The 19,513-nt window shown below is 62.3% G+C and carries 16 protein-coding genes; 6 read left to right on the top strand and 10 right to left on the bottom strand.

Annotated features, from left to right (window positions below):
- Positions 1-3: 3 nt before the first annotated feature.
- The 7 genes from nadE to BGO80_RS00175 all read right to left on the bottom strand — a co-directional run bounded on the left by nadE (position 4) and on the right by BGO80_RS00175 (position 7,937).
- Entirely contained in the window at positions 4-996 is a 993-nt protein-coding gene (gene nadE, locus BGO80_RS00205; protein WP_286717915.1) for an NAD(+) synthase, read from the bottom strand.
- 6 nt (positions 997-1,002) lie between these two features.
- A complete protein-coding gene (locus tag BGO80_RS00200; protein ID WP_286717912.1) occupies positions 1,003-2,523 on the bottom strand; it encodes a class I adenylate-forming enzyme family protein in 1,521 nt (506 codons plus the stop codon).
- A gap of 4 nt (positions 2,524-2,527) precedes the next feature.
- Positions 2,528-2,782 carry an acyl carrier protein gene (locus tag BGO80_RS00195; RefSeq protein ID WP_126151456.1) on the bottom strand — a complete coding sequence of 85 codons (255 nt, stop codon included), beginning with the start codon at positions 2,780-2,782 and terminating at the stop codon, positions 2,528-2,530.
- A gap of 14 nt (positions 2,783-2,796) precedes the next feature.
- On the bottom strand, positions 2,797-4,746 hold the full coding sequence (asnB, locus tag BGO80_RS00190; RefSeq protein ID WP_286717908.1) for an asparagine synthase (glutamine-hydrolyzing): 1,950 nt from the start codon (positions 4,744-4,746) through the stop codon (positions 2,797-2,799).
- Positions 4,747-4,830: 84 nt separating this feature from the next.
- On the bottom strand, positions 4,831-5,952 hold the full coding sequence (locus BGO80_RS00185; protein WP_286717905.1) for a hypothetical protein: 1,122 nt from the start codon (positions 5,950-5,952) through the stop codon (positions 4,831-4,833).
- Positions 5,953-6,008: 56 nt separating this feature from the next.
- On the bottom strand, positions 6,009-6,977 hold the full coding sequence (locus BGO80_RS00180; protein ID WP_286717902.1) for a glycosyltransferase family 2 protein: 969 nt from the start codon (positions 6,975-6,977) through the stop codon (positions 6,009-6,011).
- A 51-nt stretch (positions 6,978-7,028) separates the two neighbouring features.
- The gene (locus BGO80_RS00175; protein WP_286717900.1) at positions 7,029-7,937 is read right to left on the bottom strand and encodes a glycosyltransferase family 2 protein; all 909 of its coding nucleotides are present in this window, start codon (positions 7,935-7,937) and stop codon (positions 7,029-7,031) included.
- A gap of 223 nt (positions 7,938-8,160) precedes the next feature.
- On the opposite strand from BGO80_RS00175, the gene BGO80_RS00170 reads away from it, so the two are divergent.
- Both BGO80_RS00170 and BGO80_RS00165 read left to right on the top strand, forming a co-directional pair.
- On the top strand, positions 8,161-9,177 hold the full coding sequence (locus BGO80_RS00170) for an endo-1,4-beta-xylanase (protein ID WP_286717897.1): 1,017 nt from the start codon (positions 8,161-8,163) through the stop codon (positions 9,175-9,177).
- Positions 9,177-10,250 (top strand): glycosyltransferase family 2 protein, encoded by a 1,074-nt coding sequence (locus BGO80_RS00165; RefSeq protein WP_286717894.1) that lies wholly within the window; start codon positions 9,177-9,179, stop codon positions 10,248-10,250. The genes BGO80_RS00170 and BGO80_RS00165 overlap by 1 nt, the downstream gene beginning before the upstream one ends.
- On the opposite strand, the gene BGO80_RS00160 is transcribed toward BGO80_RS00165, so the two are convergent.
- The gene (locus tag BGO80_RS00160) at positions 10,244-11,683 is read right to left on the bottom strand and encodes an exopolysaccharide biosynthesis polyprenyl glycosylphosphotransferase (RefSeq protein WP_286717892.1); all 1,440 of its coding nucleotides are present in this window, start codon (positions 11,681-11,683) and stop codon (positions 10,244-10,246) included. The two genes, BGO80_RS00165 and BGO80_RS00160, sit on opposite strands and share 7 nt — an antisense overlap.
- A gap of 41 nt (positions 11,684-11,724) precedes the next feature.
- The gene (locus BGO80_RS00155) at positions 11,725-13,077 is read right to left on the bottom strand and encodes a lipopolysaccharide biosynthesis protein (RefSeq protein WP_353744170.1); all 1,353 of its coding nucleotides are present in this window, start codon (positions 13,075-13,077) and stop codon (positions 11,725-11,727) included.
- Between the two features lie 422 nt (positions 13,078-13,499).
- Here BGO80_RS00155 and BGO80_RS00150 point away from each other — a divergent pair, with 422 nt between their 5' ends.
- From BGO80_RS00150 to BGO80_RS00140, 3 genes are read left to right on the top strand one after another with little or no spacing between them, the layout of a single operon-like run.
- The gene (locus BGO80_RS00150) at positions 13,500-14,909 is read left to right on the top strand and encodes a GumC family protein (RefSeq protein ID WP_286717889.1); all 1,410 of its coding nucleotides are present in this window, start codon (positions 13,500-13,502) and stop codon (positions 14,907-14,909) included.
- Between the two features lie 20 nt (positions 14,910-14,929).
- The gene (locus BGO80_RS00145) at positions 14,930-16,186 is read left to right on the top strand and encodes an O-antigen ligase family protein (RefSeq protein ID WP_286717887.1); all 1,257 of its coding nucleotides are present in this window, start codon (positions 14,930-14,932) and stop codon (positions 16,184-16,186) included.
- A 14-nt stretch (positions 16,187-16,200) separates the two neighbouring features.
- The gene (locus BGO80_RS00140; protein WP_286717886.1) at positions 16,201-16,962 is read left to right on the top strand and encodes a polysaccharide deacetylase family protein; all 762 of its coding nucleotides are present in this window, start codon (positions 16,201-16,203) and stop codon (positions 16,960-16,962) included.
- Positions 16,963-16,965: 3 nt separating this feature from the next.
- On the opposite strand, the gene BGO80_RS00135 is transcribed toward BGO80_RS00140, so the two are convergent.
- Positions 16,966-18,420 carry an exopolysaccharide biosynthesis polyprenyl glycosylphosphotransferase gene (locus tag BGO80_RS00135; RefSeq protein ID WP_286717884.1) on the bottom strand — a complete coding sequence of 485 codons (1,455 nt, stop codon included), beginning with the start codon at positions 18,418-18,420 and terminating at the stop codon, positions 16,966-16,968.
- A 237-nt stretch (positions 18,421-18,657) separates the two neighbouring features.
- Here BGO80_RS00135 and BGO80_RS00130 point away from each other — a divergent pair, with 237 nt between their 5' ends.
- Positions 18,658-19,503: a hypothetical protein gene (locus BGO80_RS00130; protein ID WP_286717881.1), complete on the top strand. Its 846-nt coding sequence runs from the start codon at positions 18,658-18,660 to the stop codon at positions 19,501-19,503.
- Positions 19,504-19,513 lie beyond the last annotated feature (10 nt).

Below are 19,513 nucleotides of genomic sequence, written 5' to 3'. Positions count from 1 at the left end.
AGATCAGTGGATTTCGGCGACCGGCTCCACGAGCAGTGGCGCCAGATGCAGGTAGCGCGTGGTCCGGCGCTTGGCCTGAATGCCCTGCCAGGCCAGTTCGACCTGGGCCGGGGTCAGTTCGGCCGCCGTTGCTACAGCCTCGGCGGAAAGGCCATGATTGAGGCCATAGAGGCACAGATCCATCTTCTGGTACGGCAGGGCGAAGTAGAACTCTTCCTGCGTCTGGGCCAACGAATAGGTGTCGGTGGTCGGCAAGCGTTGGCAGATCTCGGCGGGGACGCCGAGATGGCGGGCCAGCTGATAGACCTGGCTCTTGTAGAGATGGGCAATCGGCTTGATATCGGCAGCGCCGTCGCCGTTCTTGACGAAGAAGCCCTGATCGTATTCGAGCCGGTTGGGGGTGCCAATCACGGCGAAATTGAGCCGGTCGGCGTGGAAGTATTCGACCTGCTTGCGCAGGCGCTGCTTCATATTGGTGGCGGCAACCACGGTGCGATAGACATCGGCGGGCATGCGCACACGCTGGATTTCACCGCTTGGCGACTGCACCACCAGGGTCGAGAAGCCGATCGCCTGCTGTTCGGTGGACTGGTTGATCACCACCTTGTTGCGCCAGCCAGGACCGTATTCGGGCACCAGTTTGCGAATGGCGTCGTCGCGGCGGGCATAGCAGCCCATGGCCTCAAGGCTGGGTCCGAGGTTCTCGATTTCGGCCTTGATACCGAAATGGGAGGCCAGTTTCTGGCCGAGTTCCAGGCTCAGCGGATCATTGTCATTTTCCGGCATGAAGATGCCGAAAACGCGCTCGGCGCCTAGCGCCTTGGCGGCGAGGGCGGCGCTGACGCTGGAGTCGATGCCGCCGGATATGCCGAGCACCAGACCCTGACGGTGCAGTTGAGTGCGCAGATTGGTTCGCAGGAAGGCGGAAATGCGCTGAACCTCCGCCTCGGCGTCGAGGACCAGGGTTTCGGCGGAGAAGGGAGGCGTCTGTGCCATTTGGGTTTACTCTAGCATTGCTGCCGCCAGCCGGCGACTTGCCTTGCCTGACGGTGTACGGGGAAGGTCGTTGCGAAACAGTATCGTTTTCGGGATCATATAGTCTTCGAGGCGACTCGCGCAGTATTTTACAATTTCGCGCTCATCGAGCTCTTGCGCGCAGACGACTATGGCGAGGATCGCCTCGCCATACACTTCGTCTGGAACGCCGAAGACAAGCGCTTCACTGATGCCCGGAAAGGCGAGCAATACGGCCTCGACTGCGGCGGGAGCGACTTTTTCGCCGCGGGATTTGATGATCTCGTCCTTGCGGCCGATGAAATAGAGAAAGCCATCACTATCGGTGCGGAAGATATCGCCGGTGAACAGCAGCTTGTCCCAGGGGTGGTCGCCACTGCGCAGCGCCCTGGCGGTCTTGTCGGGGGCTTGCCAATAGCCCTGCATGACATGGGGGCCGCGCACCACCAGCTCGCCTTCGGCACCAAGCGGCAGCCGCTGGCCATCCGGGTCGACAAGGAAGACCTCGGTGTTGGGGATGGCGATTCCGACGGAGCCGATCTTGTCGAGCAGACGCTCGGGCGGCAGATAGGTGGCCCTTTTGCACTCGGTCTGGCCATACATCACATAGATGCGGATATCGGGCATCAAGGCCTTGAGCCGCTCAATATGGGGCACCGGCAGGTTGGCGGCGGCGCTGGTGATGTAGCGCAGAGTAGGGAAGGCGCCGGGGGCGAGATTATCCTGCGCCAGAATGGTGGCCACCGTGCTTGGCACCAAAGGCAGGGCGGTGACTCCCTCGGCGGCGATGGTGGCGAAAATGGACTGCGGGAAGGCAAAGCTGCGCTCGAGCACCAGAGTGGCGCCGCTGCGGACCGACATGATCAACTGGTAGAGCCCATAGCCGTGCGACATGGGCAAGGTGTTGAGAATGACATCGTCGTCGCGGGCGTCGAGATAGGCCAGCACCGAGGCTGAGGCGGCATCGGCATTGCCGTGGCTGATCATCACCGCCTTGGGTTCGCCGCTGGAGCCAGAGGTGTAGAGCAGCAGGGCGAGATCGGAATCGATGCCGCTGTGCGGCAGCGGGGAAGCGTCCTGCTGGAGGATCGGATCGAGCAGATCGGCGGCGGGGAGTTTGGCTGACGGCTTGTCGACGACGAGCGTCCCGAGCGGCACGGGCCCGACAGTCTCGACCAGGCCGGCCAGCCGGGCCTGGGTGACGAGGATGGTTGGGGTGCAGTCGCCCAGAATGGTGGCCAGACGCTCCGCCTTGGTGAGCGGGGTGATCGGCACCGCTATTGCGCCGGCCTTGAAGCAGGCGAACAGCGCCATGGCCGCCTGCCAGCTGTTGTCGAGCAGCAGCACTACGCGATCACCGCGCGTCAGGCCCTTGGCCTGCCAGTGGGCGGCAAGGCGGTCCGACAACCGCTCGAGCGTGGCATAATCGAGCCGTTCGCCCTGCGACACGAGGGCGGTCTTGCCCGCATACCTCCTGGTGGCGTCGGTGAGGAACGACTCGATGCGCATGGGATCAGGCGGCCTTGCGGGCGGTGATGTAGCGGGTAATGGCCGCGATGGAGTCGAGATTGGCCGGGACGATGTCGGCGTCGGGAATTTCGAGCCCGTAGCTTTCCTCGATATAGGCGACCAGTTCGAGAACGCTGGTGGAATCCATAATGCCGTCGTCGAGCAGCGAGGCGTCATTGGCCGGTGCCACGCTAGCGTCGCCGAACAGGAATTGTTCGACGATAAAGTTCTTGATGTTTTGCTCTATATTTTCAGTCATTTGAAGCTCTTTGTTCAAGCCGCGCCCAAGGCACGGTATTGGGCATTTTCGATGAACTGGCGATGCCAGATTTGCGAGGAGACGACGCCGACAAAGGCGGTGTTGTCGCGAAAACTGTCGAGACCGGAGCGCTGCGCCTTGCCGAGGAGGCCGGTGACCACCTTGGGATTGAACAGGCCTGCATGTTCCACGGCGTTGGTGGAAAGCACGGTATCGAGATAGGCCGGCTGGTGCGGGCCGACGAAGGAGGCGCTGTCGGGGGCGCGATAGGGCTGCTTGGGACGCGCGGCCACCGATGGCGGCAACAGGCGTGCGGCGACCTGGCGGAGGATGAACTTTTCGGTCATGCCGCGCAGCTTGAACTCGGGCGGCAAGGCGGCGGCGCGTTCGACCACGCGGTGATCGAGAAAGGGGAAGCGGGCTTCGACGCCATGGGCCATGGCCACGCGATCGCCCTGGGAGGAGAGGATGTAGCGCGGCAAGAGGAAGGTGGTTTCGAGATATTGCGCCTGATGCAGCGGGTGCCAGCGGCCAAAGCGCTGCGGCAGCTGGGCGATCAGCGCGTCGACGGAATCGTAGCCGGCGAGCGTGGTCTTGAGTTCGGCGGAATAGACGAGCTTGGCGGCCGACGTGCCCTTGATGCGGGGGCGATGGGAATGCAGCGGGTCGGCGAGGCTCTCAGGGTCGGCGCCGAAGAAGGCGGCCAGATATTCGGGCGACTGTGATTGCAGCGCCGCCATATAGGGGTAGAGGCGCTTGAACAGCAGCGGCCGAAAGCGGGAACTGGGCTGGCGCGCGGCGAAGCGGCGGACCTTGGCTTCCTTGAAGATGTCGTAGCCGCCAAACACTTCGTCGGCACCTTCGCCGGTCAGCACGACCTTTAGCCCGTTGTTCGAGACGAGGCGGGACAGGGCGAAGAGCGGCGCGGGCGCGGTGCGCAGGATCGGGGTTTCGGTGTGGGCGATGACCTCGGGGAACATGGCGCCGATATCGCCAGGGCTGCAATCGACAACCGAATGACGGGTGCCGAGGGCCGTTGCCACCTGCTCCTGCCATTTGGCTTCGCTGAATTCGGGAGTGGTGAAGGCCACCGAGAATGTATGCAATTGCTGGGTGACATGGCGGCAGGCCAGGGCCGTGGTCAACGAGGAATCGAGGCCGCCGGAGAGGTAGGAGCCGACCGGCACGTCAGCGCGCAGGCGAATGCGCACGGCGTCGTCGAGCAGGTCGAGAATTTCGTCGGTGGTGTGGCCGATATCTGGCTCGGCGCGGGAGTGGTCGGCATCGGGGAAATCGAGCTGCCAATAGCGTTCGAGGCGCTGGTGGCCGGCGTCAATGACCAATCGGTGGCCGGGCGGCAGTTCGACAATGTTGCGGAACATGGTTTTGGGCGGCAGGGGCGCCCAATGGGTGAAGGTGTCGTCGAGGGCGAAGGGATCGAGTTCGGCCTGGACCTGGCCGGTGGCCAGCAGCGCCTTGATCTCCGAGGCGAAAAACAGGATGCCCTTGGCCTTGGTGTAGAAAAGCGGCCGTACGCCGATGCGATCACGCGCCAGCAGCAGGCGTTGGGCCGGCTTGTCCCAGAGCGCAAAGGCGAAATCGCCATTGATGTGATCGACGCAATTGGTGCCGTATTGGGCGTAGAGGGCGAGGATGACCTCGGTGTCCGAATGGCTGCGGAAGACGTGTCCACGCTGTTCGAGATCGCGGCGCAGTTCGATATGATTGAAGACCTCGCCATTATAGCTGATGACCAGCCTGTCATCGGCGCTGTGCATGGGCTGTTGGCCATCAGCAAGGCCGACAATGGAGAGGCGGCGATGCCCGAGGCCGATGCCATGGCCCTGCCAGTGGCCGCTATCGTCGGGACCGCGATAGGCGATGGCATCGGTCATGGCCGTGAGCAGGGCAGAGCCATGGCTGGCCTCCCCCAAATGCCCGTAATAGCCGGCCAGTCCGCACATGCACTCAATCCCCCATGCCGCCGGGTTAGCAGCGGTGCGACAAACTATATCAGCACAAGTTGCCCGGCCCTTAAGGGCGCGAGGTCAGTCAAATCGGTCTCCGACCAGCCGGCTCCAGCGTTCGCCGACCAGTCCATTCATCAGCGCGCGGCCGGAAACGAAAGTATCGACAAGCTCGGCATTGCGGCTATGCACGACGCTGCTGCTCTCGTTGACCATGAAGACACGGCGCCCCAGCAGCGCATTCATGAGGCGCGGGTCGGTGCGGCCCTGCAAGGCGATGGCGTCCCGCTCGTGCGCTTCGGTAAAAAGAGCGTCCAATGCGATGCCCTCCTGGCCGGGACGGGCAAGCAGTTGCAGCAGATGGGCTGATTTTTCGCGCGTCAGGTAGTAAGCGGCGACTGCAAGGGGACGGCCGGATGCCGTGGCAACCTTGGCCAGTTGCAGTTCTCCGTGAAGGCGCTTGCTCTGCATTTCGGCCAGCATGGTGGCACGAGCGGCGTCGGACCAGTGCGGGCGGATGTCGTAGGGTTGGGTCAGGTCCGCGGTGAGATCGAAGAAATCAGTGGGCGAAATGGGTTGGACCGAGATGCCCTTTAGTGGCGCGGTTGGGACCCAGCGGCTCCATTTGAGAGGAGCACCTGGGGCAGGTTGGTGCTTACGACTATCGACAAAGCGGGCTAGTGGCCTGGTGATCCCGAGCGGCGGCAAGCGCCTGGCGGCGAAATCCACGGCGAAGCGCGCCGGATGCAGCACCCGCAACCAAGTCATGCTGTGCTGCGGCAGTGGTACGCCGCCCTGGCTGCGCAACATGCCGAGGGTTTCGTCGCCAGCGGTTTCCGTCAGCGTGAGGTCCTGTGTTCCGGCCAGCATGGCGCGCAGCAGGCGTGCCCCAGCCAGCGGATTGGCGGCATGGTCGCGCACCATCAGGGCGCAGGCGATGGCGGCTTTATAGCTGCGGTCGGAGGTCGCCAAGTCTTGGGCCGTGACGCCGATAAAGCCTTCGACGGCATTGTCCTGTTCGAAGACCAGGGACGGTAGTGCCGGATCGGCAAAGGGACCGTCGATGAAATGTTGGCGCAGGAACTGGCGGAGATCGTTGGTTGCCGGCTTGCTCCAGGCGAGCATGATCGCGGCGAACAGGTCGGCGACAGCGTCGACATCTCTGGCCTCGATCGGGCGGATGCGGGTGGCCTGGTCACTCACGGGGGAGAGGTCCTGCTTGGAGGCGGTCGTTCATCGATATCTCGGGCAAGACGCGGCTAGGGTTTGGTGTCGGGGGCGGCGGCGAGCGGCGCATTGGCGGCCTTGTAGGGCTCGGCAGTGCTGCCGAACATGGCCGCCATGCGGCCGATGGACATGAGCGGCGGATGGCTGGCAGGCAGCCAGTGACGGCGCTGGACAAGGAGGCCGATGGCGCGCGGCAGCGACAGGCCAAGGCTCACGAGGTTCTTGAGCGCCAGCGTGGCGAGGCCGGCGGCGCCGGGGCGATATTTGCGGTCGATTGCATAGTTGATCATGCCGGTGCGCAGCGAGCGGCGCATGAGGAATTTTGCGGTCAGCCGGTCGGCCGGCACATATTCCAGCACCTCGGCCTCAGACGACCAGAAGAAGCGCTTTCCCGCCTTGCGGCAGCGGGTGAAGAAATCCATGTCGCCGCCGCCGAGGAAATTGAAGCGCAGGTCGAGTTCGGGGCTCGGCAGTGTTTCGAAGACACGGCGGGAGATGAGGCAATTGCCGGAGCCATGGATCATGTCGATGGCACCGGTAGGCTGGGCAATGGAGAAGAAGAGCGGGTGTTCGGCAATGCCGGGACCGGGTGGTGTGACCATTTCGCGGTTCACCGGGCCGCCGACGATATCGGCGCCGGAGCCGTCGGCGGCGTCGACCATGGCCTGCAGCCAACCGGGCATGGCTTCTTCGTCATCGTCGATCATCAGTAGATAATCGGCGGTCGAGAAGTGCTTACGGGCCGCGCCAAAAGCAGTGTTGATGGCATGGCAGTTGCCCTGCTTGTGCTCCACCAGCACCAGTCCGGCCTCGATATCGGCCAGCAAGGTGCGAGCCACGGCCGCGCCGGCCTGACCGGCGCCGTCATTGTCGACCACGACGATTGCGAAGGCGAAATCGGTCTTCTGGGAGAGGACCGAGGTGAGGGTGCGGGCCAGCCATTCCGGACGGCGGAAGGTCGGGATGCAGACGACAGCACGGATATTTGTGTCAGCACTCATGGCCTTGCCTCCTGTCGAACATTCTGCCGGAGGATTGACCGCAACATGTTGTCAAATCCCGAACGCGGCAGAGCCGACCAGCGCGGTATTGCGAAGCGCCTTGGACGGGGAGGCGATGATGGCCTGTACAAGGCCCTGGAGCGCGGTCAGGTAGCGGCGATCGCGAACGGCCTGGGCGGCGAGATAGGCCCGCAGATGGGCCTCGGCGGCCTGGCGCAGGGTACGCAGCCGCTCCGGGGCGCGATTTTTGGTGAGGCGCGGTTCGGCATAGATTGCGTCGAGCGCCGGACGGTAGTCGTCAAAGCTCAGGCGCTTGGCCATCATGGTGCTGCCGGCATGGACGCGATAGTCCATGACGCAGAGGCCGGGGACGTAAAGGAATTCGCCCTGGGCGGCCAAGAGGCACCAAGCGTGCCAGTCCTCACAATAGCGCAGATACTCGCGGAAACCGGCAGTTTTGCGAAAGGCCTCGGCGCGCATCAGGGCGACACCGCCATTCACGAGGAAATTGCCGGCGAGCAGATTTTCGGTGACATCGCCCTCAGGCTTGGCGCGGCGGCCCAAGAGGCGTCGGCGGCCAATGGTGGTGCCAGCAGCGTCGATGCGCTCATAGTCGCCATAGACGGCGACGGCATCGGACGGGCCGGCTGCAGCAAGCAGGGCACTACAGGCGCCGGGGCGCAGGCGATCATCGGCGTCGAGAAACATGACCCAGACCTGGGTCGCCTGCTCGAACCCGAAATTGCGCCCACCGGAGACGCCGGAGGGCCTGGCGCCGCGGCTTGTGAAAAGGCGGATGCGGGGATCAGCGATGGCCTGGATGCTGGCGATGGTGGCGTCGGTTGAGCCATCGTCGACCACGATTACTTCGCGCACGCAATCACCCTGGGCCAAGGCACTCTCGATGGCCTCGACAATATAGGGTTCACCATTGCGGACGGGAATAATGACGCTGATCACTGCCAGCCTCCTTGACCGTTTTTCTATAGTGCCCATCCCGCGATAAATCATCCCGGCGATCTTGCTTTGGTTAACCTCCGATGGGCATTGCAACGATTAACCCTTCGAGGGCCAAAGGCTTCTTTGTCTTGGGGGGCTCGATTATCTTGTCTGACAAGCTGAGTGCGGGGTTCCGATGACCATTACGCGACGACATTTTCTTAAACAGGGCACTACCCCGTTCATGGCAGCAGCGCTTGCGCCGTGGCTGACGAGTCCTGCCTTTGCACAGCAGAACATGCCGTTCGGGGCGGCGCTTTATTGGCCCGACATGGCGATCGAGCCGCGGCTGGGGCCGGAGATCGCACGCTGGTGCCAACGCATCACGCCGGTGCAGGAAATGAAGTTCGAACTGCTGCGGCCATCCGAGGGCGCTTGGGACTTTTCGCAGGCCGACGCGCTGGTGGACTATGCGCGTGTGAACAGCCTTGCCGTGCATGGCCATACGCTGGTCTGGTATGCAGCGCTGCCCGAATGGGTTTCGAAGATTACCTCAGCGGCAGCGGCCGAGGCGCTGATGACTGAGCATATCGAGACGCTGATGCAGCGCTATCCCGACATAACCAGCTGGGACGTGGTCAACGAAGCAATTCCGGATGTGCCGGATGGCGTTAAGTCACGGCGAGATGGGTTTTGGCAGGAACGGTTGGGCGAGGACCATATCGCCATGGCGTTTCGCAAGGCGCATGAACTGTCTCCGCACAGTACGCTGGTGCTCAACGAATATGATGTCGAATTTGCCGATGAATATGGTCCGGCCAAGCGGGCGGCGTTCCGCGATCTGATCCAGAGCCTGCTCGACAAAGGGGCGCCGGTGACCGCTATCGGCTTCCAGGGGCATCTGCGCGGGGGCAGGGCGATCGCCAAGGACGAACTGGCTGCATTCGTTGCCGAGCTCAAATCCTGGGGGCTCGACGTGCTGGTGACGGAACTGGATGTCATCGACGTCAACCTGCCTAGGGATGCCGATGAACGTGATCGGGTGATCGCGGCGCAGGTTCGCGATTTTCTCAAGGCCATTGCGGATGGTGGCGGGGCGAGTTCGATCACCACCTGGGGGATCAGCGATCCCTATAGCTGGATCCGCTGGGCCTATCCGCGCCCCGATGGCACACCCAACCGGCCCTTGCCTTTGGATGAGAATTTTAAGCCAAAGCTGTTCATGGATGTCATCGACGATTTCCGGAACGGGACTTTGTGATGAACGCCTCTCTTGGCCCGCTGGTGGGCCATGCCCTGCAGATCAACATGCATCCGCTCGATGTGGACCACGTGGTCGAGACGCTGCCCCACCAATTGCGGGCCTGGCGCGGCCAGGTGGATCGCGTCGTTATCACGCTCGACCACAAGGTGAGTACGACCGGACGCTATCATGCTGCCGACTATAACGAGAAGCTGGCCCGGCTGACGGGTTTGCTCGAGAGGCTGTCGGGTTCGGATGCAGCGATCCATGTCGATCTGGTCGACTATTCTTCCGAAGCTATTGAAGGGGTACGCAAGGCGTTCTTTTCCGCCGAGCCCTCACTGCCGCTCAAGGCATTCGATGGCGGGCCGTTCTACGCCTACTTCTATGGCCTCTATCGTGCCAATGCCGAGCGTGTGCTGCATATGGACAGCGACATGCTGTTCGGCGGCATGAGCCAGCGCTGGATGGCGGAAGCCGATGCCGTCTTTGACGCGCGGCCGGACGCATTGTTCGTCTGCCCGTTCTCTGGGCCGCCGCGAGCGGACGGAACGATCGACGAGAGCCTGCATGTGGGTTTTCCTGGCCGTCGGGCCTTCGTGCCGCCGCAGTGGCTTGGGCTCGATGTGCCGGCCTATGGCTTCAACGCCGTCAGTACCCGTATTTTCGTTCTGGATATGCGGCGGTTTGTCGAGCGGATCGGTTCGTTGCCATTGGTGCGGCCTGATTTCAAGCGTCGGCTACGGGCGCATCTGTTGGATCAGTCACCGCTGACCATGCCGGCCGAAGAAGTGCTGAGCGCCAGCATGGAGCGATTGGGATTGGAGCGCGTCGACCTGTTGGGCGGCGCGCCCGGCATGTTCTCGCTGCATCCGCCCTATCGCAATCCTGCCTTTTATCGGCAGTTGCCGGAGCTTATCCGCCGAACCGAGAGCAGCGACCTGCCCGACGGGCAGTTAGGCGATTTCGATGTCAATGCCAGCATGATCGACTGGTCGGACGCGCTCGCCGCCAAAAGCCGCCCTGCGCGGCTCAAGAAGGCGCTGCGGCAGCTGATCGCAGCCAATCGGGCGCGGCTGCTCGGTCAGTAGGCGTTCTTGCTGGCACGGCGCGACAAGACGGTGAGCAGGATGATCCAGAGGTCCAGGGCCAGCGACCAGTTGTCGATATAGTAGAGATCGCACAGCACACGGCCTTCAATGGCGTGTGGGGTGGAGGTGTCGCCGCGATAGCCGTTGACCTGGGCCCAGCCGGTGATCCCCGGCTTGATGCGACGACGAAAGGCGTAATCGGCTGCCTTCTGGGTCAGTTCCTCGTCATGCACCAATGCATGGGGGCGGGGGCCGACCAGGCTCATTTCGCCCCGCAGCACGTTGAGCAATTGCGGCAGTTCATCGATGGAGCTGCGTCGCAGGAAGGCGCCAAGACGGGTTACTCGAGCATCGTTCTTTTGCGCCTGACGCACATCGCCGCCATCTTCGGTCACCGTCATGCTGCGGAACTTGTAGATGGAGAATTCCTGCCCGTTGAAACCGCGCCGGCGCTGGCGGAACAGCACCGGGCCGGGACTGTCGAGCCGGATCAGCAGCGCCACGATGAGCAGTAGCGGCGAGAGCAGCAAGAGGCCGAATCCGGCGCCAAGCATATCCAGCGCGCGCTTGGTCAGGAGCCCGATGAAACCGAGTGGCCGGGCCTGGAGGATGAGCGTGCCGGAAGGGCCGAGCGCTGCCACATCGGCGATCTGCCGCGAGGCGCCGTTTTCGACCGGAGAGGCGAGATAGACGACGTCCAGCGCAAATTCGCGTGCCGGCGTGATAATGACGTCGATGGCCTCGAGATCGCCGGCGTGGCCGACCAACAGGATTTGTGAACAGCCACGTTCGACGCAGTCTTCGATGAAGGCGTGCAGCGCGGCGCTTTCTGGAGCGCTTTCGGCGAGGTTTTGGTCAAGAGCTAGTGTCGTCACCACCTGCGCGCCCTGTTTCCATACCGGGGCCTGTCGGCCCAGACGCTCGATATCGGCAGCCCTGCCGATAAGCCCGACGCGCTCGATCTGAAACTGGCCGTTTTCGAGCATGGTCTGGATGGCGCGGAAAATGCTCGATCGCACCAGGGCCTGCAGTGCCGCCGAACCGACAATCCATGCGGCCAGTTCGAGGGGGGTGATCGTACCTCCGAGAGCGAAGCCAACGAGCACCAGTGCGCCGAAGCAGGCGATGTAAGTTAGTGCCGCTTCCAACGGCACTGGATAGAAGGCCGTGGGCGCGCGCAGGAAGCGCAGGGCGGCATTGGTGGTGAACCAGCCATAGCTAAGAGCAAAAACGAGCAGCAGAATGAACTGCGCCCCATGCCTGGCTGTCTCGGGAAGAATGGGTGAAAACGTTATCCCAGCCAACGCCAAACCGCTGGCGATCGCTGTTTCGACAGCGGCAAGCACAAGGGCGAGAAAGACCCGGCTGGATACGCTGAAGCGCCGCCGCTGGCGGTGCTCAATGCCGGTCTTGCGCAGTTCCCTCTCGATCATGCCGATCTTTCTGCCACTCCCTCTGGCCGAATTCGTGTGTGTCAGGCGTTTTCTTGTTTCGCCTTATGCCCCGTATCTGCATCCACGGCCCCGGCCGCATCCACATCGCGACTCGCCACAGATTGGCGAGCGTAATGCACCAGCGCCGCCCAATTGGCGATGGCGATAGCGATTTCGACAATATAGTAGGACGCAAAGGTGCCGTTGATGCCCCCCTGCCAGGTCATGAGTGCGACGAGACCGGCCCCGAAGAAATTGGCAGTGTTGAAAATGGCGGCGCGGGTGCCCTGTCGTCCTGCCGCGCCGAGCGCCTCCATGGCCGAGGCATAGATCGCCATCGGTATCAGCACGAAGCAGAGAACGCGGGTGAAGGTGATCAGCGACGGATAATCGTCGCCGAAGAGCCAAGGCAGCAGCGGAGCCAGCACGAAAATGGCCAAGGCGCTGGCGGTCGAGACAGCCAGCGAGGCCAGCAACACCTGGCGGGTGCGATTGAGCAGGGCCACCATTCCGACCTTGGCGGCTTTGGCCGAGCCCGGGTAAACCAGCCGGTTCAGCGCCTCGATGGCAAGATAGGAGCTTTCCAGAATGCGCCTGGCCACCGAATAGCTGCCGACGATCTCGGCGCCGGCCAGGGCATTGAGGACGAGCAGGTCGGCGTTCTGCCGCAGGGCCTTGAACAGGAACTGGGTGCTGAAGAAAACCCCGTTCATGAACTCCTCGCGGGCAAAGACAAATTTGGGCTTGCTGAGATAGGTCAGCGACCACATGGCCACCACGGCGATCACGACGTGCAGACCGAAATGCCAAAAGGCCCAGTCGGCGACGGTGGAGGTGCTGAAGACGAGGCAAGCGACGACGGCGGTAATGGTCCGCAGGATGGCAAAGCCGAACTCGATGGCGTTGGCAACAGCAAAACGCGAATGGGCGATGTAGGCGCTGGTGGCAATCGAGACCACCTTGAGCAGCACAATGTTTGAAATGAGGATCAGCAGGCTCGTGCGCGTGGCAACCCACGGATCGGGCGCGATGGTGACCGTCATCGGCATGATGATAAGGCCGGCAATAACGAGAACCACCGAGCTGACGACACTGAGAATGATGGTGTGGCCGAGCAGCGGGGGGTAGTCGTCGGGGTTCTGGGCGCTCCGGCGAATAAGGGCCTCGGATGAACCGATGCCGCATAATTGCACAGCTACGTTGGTCAGGGCGGTGATGATGGCATAGAGGCCGAACTGTTCGCTGCCGAGATAACGGGCCAAAAGCGCAAAGGTGATCAGCTGCGAAGCACTGGCAGCGAGCATGCTGGAGCCCGAGCCGGCATAGGACAGGAGCAGGCGAAAGCCCTGCTGCATGAAGCTGCTGTTCAAGACGGTGTTTTTGCGGGCATCCAAGGCGGGTCTGGTCCGGGCTCTTTGAACCGTGGTTATGCCACAGCTGGATGGTTGAAGTGCAGGAAACCGGCGACGGGGTTAACTCTAGAGTTAATCCTTCTTTTCCATCGCCCCAATTCTACGCAGCTCGTCGCGTCTGCAGTAGAGGGCCTGGGAACCCTTGCCTCAACTTAATAATATTGCGGCTTTACAGGGCAGTGAGCCGCCGGCTGAAACCAAAACGCTTAACCAAAAGCGGGGTTTTAGCACCACATAAAGCAATGCTGCGCTATGGTGCAGCCTAGCACCAGTGCGAATGGAACGTCTGTCGTCATATGTACGAAACTCATGACTTACGGCCCAAGCCTCGTCGCGTTGCCGCGCGTTCTGTTGGCACGTCCGGCGGCCATGCGCCTGGTTCCGTACCGCTTCGAGACCGCCCGATGACCTCGGTGCATCAGTCTATCCTCATGTCGCGCCCCAAGGCCGCAGAGCCGCCCAAGCCGGAAACGCTGGCTGACCGTTTGGCTGGCATCGATGCGTGGACGGCGCTGGGCTGGGTCAAGCGGTTTTGGTGGATAGCGGCGGGTTGTGCCTTTGCCGGGGTGTTTGCCGGCTACTCCTTCGGAACGCTGGTGCCCGCGCGATACACCACCTATGCCGATATTCTGCTCTACACGTCGGTCGCCTCGAGCGCCGACGATCCGATGTTCGGGCAGGGCCAGGCGCGTGATGCGCAATTGCTGACTGCCGAAAGCCGCAACCATGTGCTCTCGTCGGGCAATGTGATGGCGCGCGCGGTGGCTGATCTCGATCTCGCCAACGATCCCGAATTTGCCGGCACGAGCGGCAGCGACGAGGACCGCCAGTTGGCAGCCCGACGCACGCTGACCGAACGGGTGACCACGACGCGCGGGCTCAACTCGCTGATGACCACACTTTCGGTGTGGGCGGAAAGCCCTGAAAAGGCCGTTGCCGTATCCAACGGCGTCGTCGCGGCTTTCCAGGCAGAGCTGGCGGCCATGGACGCGAACTCGGTCGATGGGCTGACGCGCGATATTTCCACTCGTCTCGCCGATCTGCGCCGCGACGTTCTGGTCGCCGAAGAAGCGGTCGAGGCCTATCGTTCGGAAAACCGACTGGAAGCCACCAATGGGGAGTCGCTCGACAATCAGTCGATCGCCCAGGTGAATACCGAACTCAATACCGCCCGCTCACGTCTTGCTGATGCCCAGGCGCGGCAGGTGAGCCTCGAGACCGCCTTTGCCAATGGCAATGCGGCGTCACCGGAATTGGCTTCGGAGGCCATTGCTGCCCTGCGGGCGCAAGAGTCCGAAGTGGTGCGACAGCTCGACTCGCTGTCGGCCCGGCTGGGACCGCGCCATCCGGAGATTCAGGCATTGCAGCCGCAGGTCGAGGCTATCCGGGCGCAGATCCGTCGCGAAATCGAGCGGCAGGTTTCGGCGGCGCGCGCCGATGTGCAACAGGCTCAGGCACTGGTCGACGGCCTTACCGCCCAGGTGGCGCAGAGCCGGTCCAGCATTTCGCAGAGCAATACCGCTCTGGTAACCCTGCGTGAGATGGAGCGCGAGGCAGAGGTGCGCCGCGGTGTTTACCAGGCATTCCTGTCGCAACTGACCCGCGTGCAGGAGATGAGCAATGTCAACACGTCGGGCACGCAGGTGATTTCGGCCGCGGTGCCGCCGGAGAGCCGCTCCTATCCGCCGCGGACATCAGTTCTTGCAGCAGGCGGTGGCTTTGCCGGCCTCATGTTCGGCCTGGCCTGTGCCGCCGGGTTGGGGTTGCTGCTGATGCTCGGAAAAGCCACCAAGCCCGCTTCGCGAAAGCCTTGACGCCCGCTGACGATATCGTGATGGCGAGAAGCAGGGGCGCGTTCGCCACGGCCCTGTTTGTGGTGATTTACCTCTTCTACTGGGTGTCCTTCTACATCTACATGGACATCTCATTGCCCCCAAACAGCTTCCTGGGGCAGACCAGCCAGCTCGTGGCGGTCTTGATGTTGGGCGCGATCATTTTCTCCGCGCTGTTCCAGAGCAACTCGTCGCTCTTGCTATCGCCCAAGCTGTTGATCCTCATACTGTTCATCTGGCTTATGGCGGTGTCGGTCTTCTCGCCGCATGGTCTGGACGCGGTACGCCGGCTGCTCCTCGCGCTAATTGCCTGCGTCGCGGCCAGTGCTGCTCTGCTCCTGCCCAAGAACGAAGCCAACTTTGCCCGGCTGATTGCCATTGGGTCGATCATTGTCCTGGTGATGAGCTATTTCGGCGTCGCAATGCTGCCGCACTACTCGATCCACCAGGGTACGCATCCGGACGAACCATCTCTGGCCGGCGACTGGCGGGGCATTTTCGGCCACAAAAACCTTGCGGCTCCGGCCATGGCCATCATCGTGATGATGGGGCTTTATCTCCGGCACAAATGGTCGCGTTTCGGCGGCAATGCCATCGCGCTTGCGGCTTTCGTGTTTCTCTATTTTTCCGGCGGCAAGACGGCACTGGGCATGTTGCCGGCCACGCTGGCGCTGGTCTGGATCACAGATCGCCATCCCAAATGGACCGGCATCGCGGTGATCTCGGCGCTGCTGGCCGTCAATCTCGGCGCCCTGGGCGCGACGTTCAGCCCGCAGGTCAGCGCCTTGATCGAGAGCCTTGGCATCGACCCGACCTTTACCGGCCGTGTCGATATCTGGCGCTTGGCCTATGACGCCATCGCGCATAGGCCCATCACGGGGTACGGGTTCACCCTGTTCTGGACCACCGGGCAGGCGGATATGGTGATGCCCGATGTCGAAACCTGGGCCACCACGGCGTCGGACACGCATAACAGCTATCTTTCGGTCATCCTCGACGGTGGCTTTCCGGCGCTGATCCTGATCCTGATCTGGCTGGTGGTGTTGCCGCTGCGCGATATCAATGCCAGTCGCGCGCCAGGGCCGGGTTGGGAGCTCAATCTGCTGTTCCGACGCATCTGGATGTTCGGCATTCTCCTTGCCAGCATGGAAAGCATTTTTCTCGCTATCAATGGGCCGGTCTGGTTCTCGCTTCTGATGGCGACGTACGGACTGAGGCTCTCGCGCATCTCCTATCTGACCGCACGCCATTCATCCTGAAGCTGGGGGCACGATTGTCTAGAAATATCGGTGGCATCGTCGACAGGATCGCCAATCGCGTGGCGCGTCTGCCTTTGGGGTCGCGGTTTGACATAAGGCTCGATCAACCCATCGTCTCTTTCTCGTTCGACGACGCGCCGCTGTCGGCGGCCACTCTCGGCGCGCCGATCCTTGAGCGTCATGGGGCACGGGGCACGTACTATCTGGCAGGGCGGTTTTTCGACGATGTAGAGGCCGAACCACCGTTCATGGATGGGAAGGCTGCACAGGACCTGGCGTCGCGCGGTCACGAACTGGCCTGCCACACCTTTGCGCATCGCCGGCTGCGTGACTATTCCGGCGCTGCGCTGCGTGACGATCTCGCCGATAACGAGCAGATCCTGGCTGGCCTCGATGGCGGCGGTGGCAAACGCAGCTTTGCCATTCCCTATACCATGGCCTGGCCGCCGGCGACGCTGGCAATGCGATCGCGCTATACGACCATTCGCGGTGGGCGCGCCGGGATCAATGGCACGGGGACCGATTTCACCAATCTCAAATCGGTGGAATTGCGCGAACTGCCGGGCTTTCTCGAGGCGGCCGAGTATTGGCTGGAACGGCAGGCGGAGGAGCGGGGCTGGCTGATCTTTTTCACTCATCATGTCGCGGATGCGACTGTGCCTTTCTCCATTACCCCCGAGGCCCTGGAGCGGCTGGTCGAACGCACGCAGAAAATGGGCTTTGCCATCCGCACCGTTGCGGAGGCCTATGCGGAGAGCACGGGCACACCGGCCTGATGCTCAGAAGGCGTTGCGGCGCGTTTTCGGCGACACGATGGTCAGCAGGATTATCCAGAGGTCGAGGAACGGCGAGTAATTGTCGATATAGTAGAGGTCGTAGTCTGTGCGACCCTGCATCTGCGCCATGGTGGCGGTTTCGCCGCGATAGCCGTTGACCTGCGCCCAGCCGGTAATGCCGGGTTTGATACGCTGGCGATGGGCATATTGGGCCAGTTGCGCGCTGAGTTCGTCGTCGTGGCTGATGGCGTGCGGGCGAGGGCCGACCAGGCTCATATCGCCCCTGAGAACGTTGAACAGTTGGGGCAGTTCGTCGACGCTGGTGGCCCGCAGGAAGCGGCCAATGCGGGTTATACGGGCGTCGTCGCGGGTGGCCTGGGTCATGGCAAAGCCACTTTCGGTCACCGTCATGGTGCGAAATTTCATGATTGAAAACGGCTGGCCGTTAAAGCCACGGCGCATCTGGCGAAAAATCACCGGACCAGGGCTATCCAGGCGGATGAGCGCCGCAGTGATCATCAGCAGGGGCGCCAGCGCCAGAAGCCCCACACCAGCGCCAACAATGTCGAGTGCGCGCTTGAGCAGCACAGCGCCATCGCTGAGCGGTTTGCGCAACACGCGCAGGGTGCGATTGGGGCCGATGGGAACGACATCGAGGAATTCGATGCGGTTCTTCTGGATGGCGGGTGCATAGACGACATTGAGCGAGAAGCGCTTGAGGTCCGAAATCAAGCCGTCGAGGTCGTTGATATGGGCGATGTCGCCGGTGATGACGATGTAGCGCACCCCTTGCTGCAGGGCGGCGCGGGCGAACGCGGCCACGTTTTCGGCGGCGACAGCGCCGTCGCGCATTGCATCCTCGAGATAGAGCGTATTGGTCAGCTCGTGCCCGTGGCGCCAGAGGTCGCTTTGCAGCAGGAAATCGAGCACGAGTTCACGCTCGCCGATCAGGGCGATCTTCTGGAAGCGGAGTTCGCCCTGGGAGATCTGCTGGCTAAGCACGCTTTGCACCAAGCTGCGCATGACCACCACAACCGGCACGCCGACGAGAAAGGCCGAGGTCAAGGAGACCCGAGAGAGATCACCGACCACGCCGGCGAGAAACGCGATCATCAGCATGGCCGCGAAAGCAATGGTCCAGCTGAAGAAGGAGAAGGGCAGGGTGGTGTCGCGACGGCGCTGCCCATCGAGAAACCGCGACGCTGCGACCGCCGAGAAACCGGCATAGATGAGGCCGATCAACAAGGAAAAGGCAATGTAGAGCGGGGCGGCAAAATACTGGAATGCGGTCTGCAGGAGGATGAAGTGGTAGAGCATGGCGGAAGCCATAAAGACGGAGGCGACGACAAGGCCTTCAACCGCAGCGACACTGGCGCAGATCCACATGGGATCGCGCACCTGCCGTGAGGTGTGCAGGTCGTGATTTTGTGTCGATCTCGAAAGGTCTGAAACGCTCATGGCTCGGCCAAAAATGGTCTGAGTTGAGCATTACGTCAGAGCGCCGGAATTCCTAAGCAAAAGGTTAAGCTAATGTTAATGCTTAAAATTTTACGCATGGAGAGCAGATGAACATGAGGTTGGAGATTTAACCGTTCGCGTGGGAAACAGTGCAAATCTTCGCAGCTTTATGCATTGTTAGGGGCTCTTAGTGGCATATCTGCCGCCAATGTTGACCGAAAGACCGTTGGGGGAAACGTGTCTGTTCTTGCCAGCCCTATCGATGAGCGCTGCCTGGACCAGGCATTGTCGCTGCTTGTGGAAGGGTTTCCCGAACGCTCGCCAGCGTTCTGGAAGCAGGCATTAGACGCGCTTGGCGACTATGCTGGCAAGTCCGAGGCGGGGCCAATCGGCTATCTCATGCAGGTGGACGATGAGGCTGTCGGCGTCATCCTGACCATTGCCAGCTGGCGTCGAGACGGCAAGAGGATCGTCAATCTCTCCAGTTGGTATGTTCGCGCCGAACATCGCTGGCAGGCCGCGCGCATGCTGATGCAGGTCACTGCCGACAAGTCCGCCATTTACACCGACATCTCGCCATCGCCGGAAACGGCGCGGCTTAATAAGGCGCTCGGTTTTTCGACGGTGTCCGACTGCGTGGTGCTGCTGCCATTGCCGCTAACAGCGCTGCGCGGTCGATCCGAGGGCGAGGTCCTGCGTCCGGCCGACATGCCTGCAGGCGTGTTGACGCCGGCCGACGAGGCGATGTTGGCGCTGCACCACGCGGCCGGATGCATCTGTGCGGTGCACAGGACGGGGGAGCGCTACACTCCGCTCATCTTCAGCCCAAGCCGACGGTATGGTCGCATGGTGGTGCGGCTCATTTACGCCGAGGACGGCAAAGTGATGGTCGAGCGCGGCGCCACAATAGCCCGGTTCCTGCTGAGATCTGGTATACTGGCGCTCACCATGCCCGCGACAGAAGGTGAGTACCCGCCCACAGCCCGGATGCGCAGTATTCCCGCGCCTGTGCAGGTCAAAGGGGAGTGGGCGCAGGGGCGTATCGACAAAGCATATTCGGAACTCGTTTTTTTACACCTTTGACCGGACACCG

Origin of the sequence: Devosia sp. 63-57 (genome assembly GCF_001899045.1) — a bacterium.
In the GTDB taxonomy this organism is placed as follows: Bacteria; Pseudomonadota; Alphaproteobacteria; order Rhizobiales; family Devosiaceae; genus Devosia; species Devosia equisanguinis.
This window is presented reverse-complemented; position numbering and strand designations above follow the sequence as displayed.

Excerpts from the sequence above, each read along its gene's own strand:
- nadE (WP_286717915.1), bottom strand. The coding sequence starts at position 996 with ATGGCACAGACGCCTCCCTTCTCCGCCGAAACCCTGGTCCTCGACGCC.
- BGO80_RS00200 (WP_286717912.1), bottom strand. The coding sequence starts at position 2,523 with ATGCGCATCGAGTCGTTCCTCACCGACGCCACCAGGAGGTATGCGGGC.
- BGO80_RS00195 (WP_126151456.1), bottom strand. The coding sequence starts at position 2,782 with ATGACTGAAAATATAGAGCAAAACATCAAGAACTTTATCGTCGAACAA.
- asnB (WP_286717908.1), bottom strand. The coding sequence starts at position 4,746 with ATGTGCGGACTGGCCGGCTATTACGGGCATTTGGGGGAGGCCAGCCAT.
- BGO80_RS00180 (WP_286717902.1), bottom strand. The coding sequence starts at position 6,977 with ATGAGTGCTGACACAAATATCCGTGCTGTCGTCTGCATCCCGACCTTC.
- BGO80_RS00170 (WP_286717897.1), top strand. The coding sequence starts at position 8,161 with ATGGCAGCAGCGCTTGCGCCGTGGCTGACGAGTCCTGCCTTTGCACAG.
- BGO80_RS00165 (WP_286717894.1), top strand. The coding sequence starts at position 9,177 with ATGAACGCCTCTCTTGGCCCGCTGGTGGGCCATGCCCTGCAGATCAAC.
- BGO80_RS00160 (WP_286717892.1), bottom strand. The coding sequence starts at position 11,683 with ATGATCGAGAGGGAACTGCGCAAGACCGGCATTGAGCACCGCCAGCGG.
- BGO80_RS00150 (WP_286717889.1), top strand. The coding sequence starts at position 13,500 with ATGACCTCGGTGCATCAGTCTATCCTCATGTCGCGCCCCAAGGCCGCA.
- BGO80_RS00145 (WP_286717887.1), top strand. The coding sequence starts at position 14,930 with ATGGCGAGAAGCAGGGGCGCGTTCGCCACGGCCCTGTTTGTGGTGATT.
- BGO80_RS00135 (WP_286717884.1), bottom strand. The coding sequence starts at position 18,420 with ATGAGCGTTTCAGACCTTTCGAGATCGACACAAAATCACGACCTGCAC.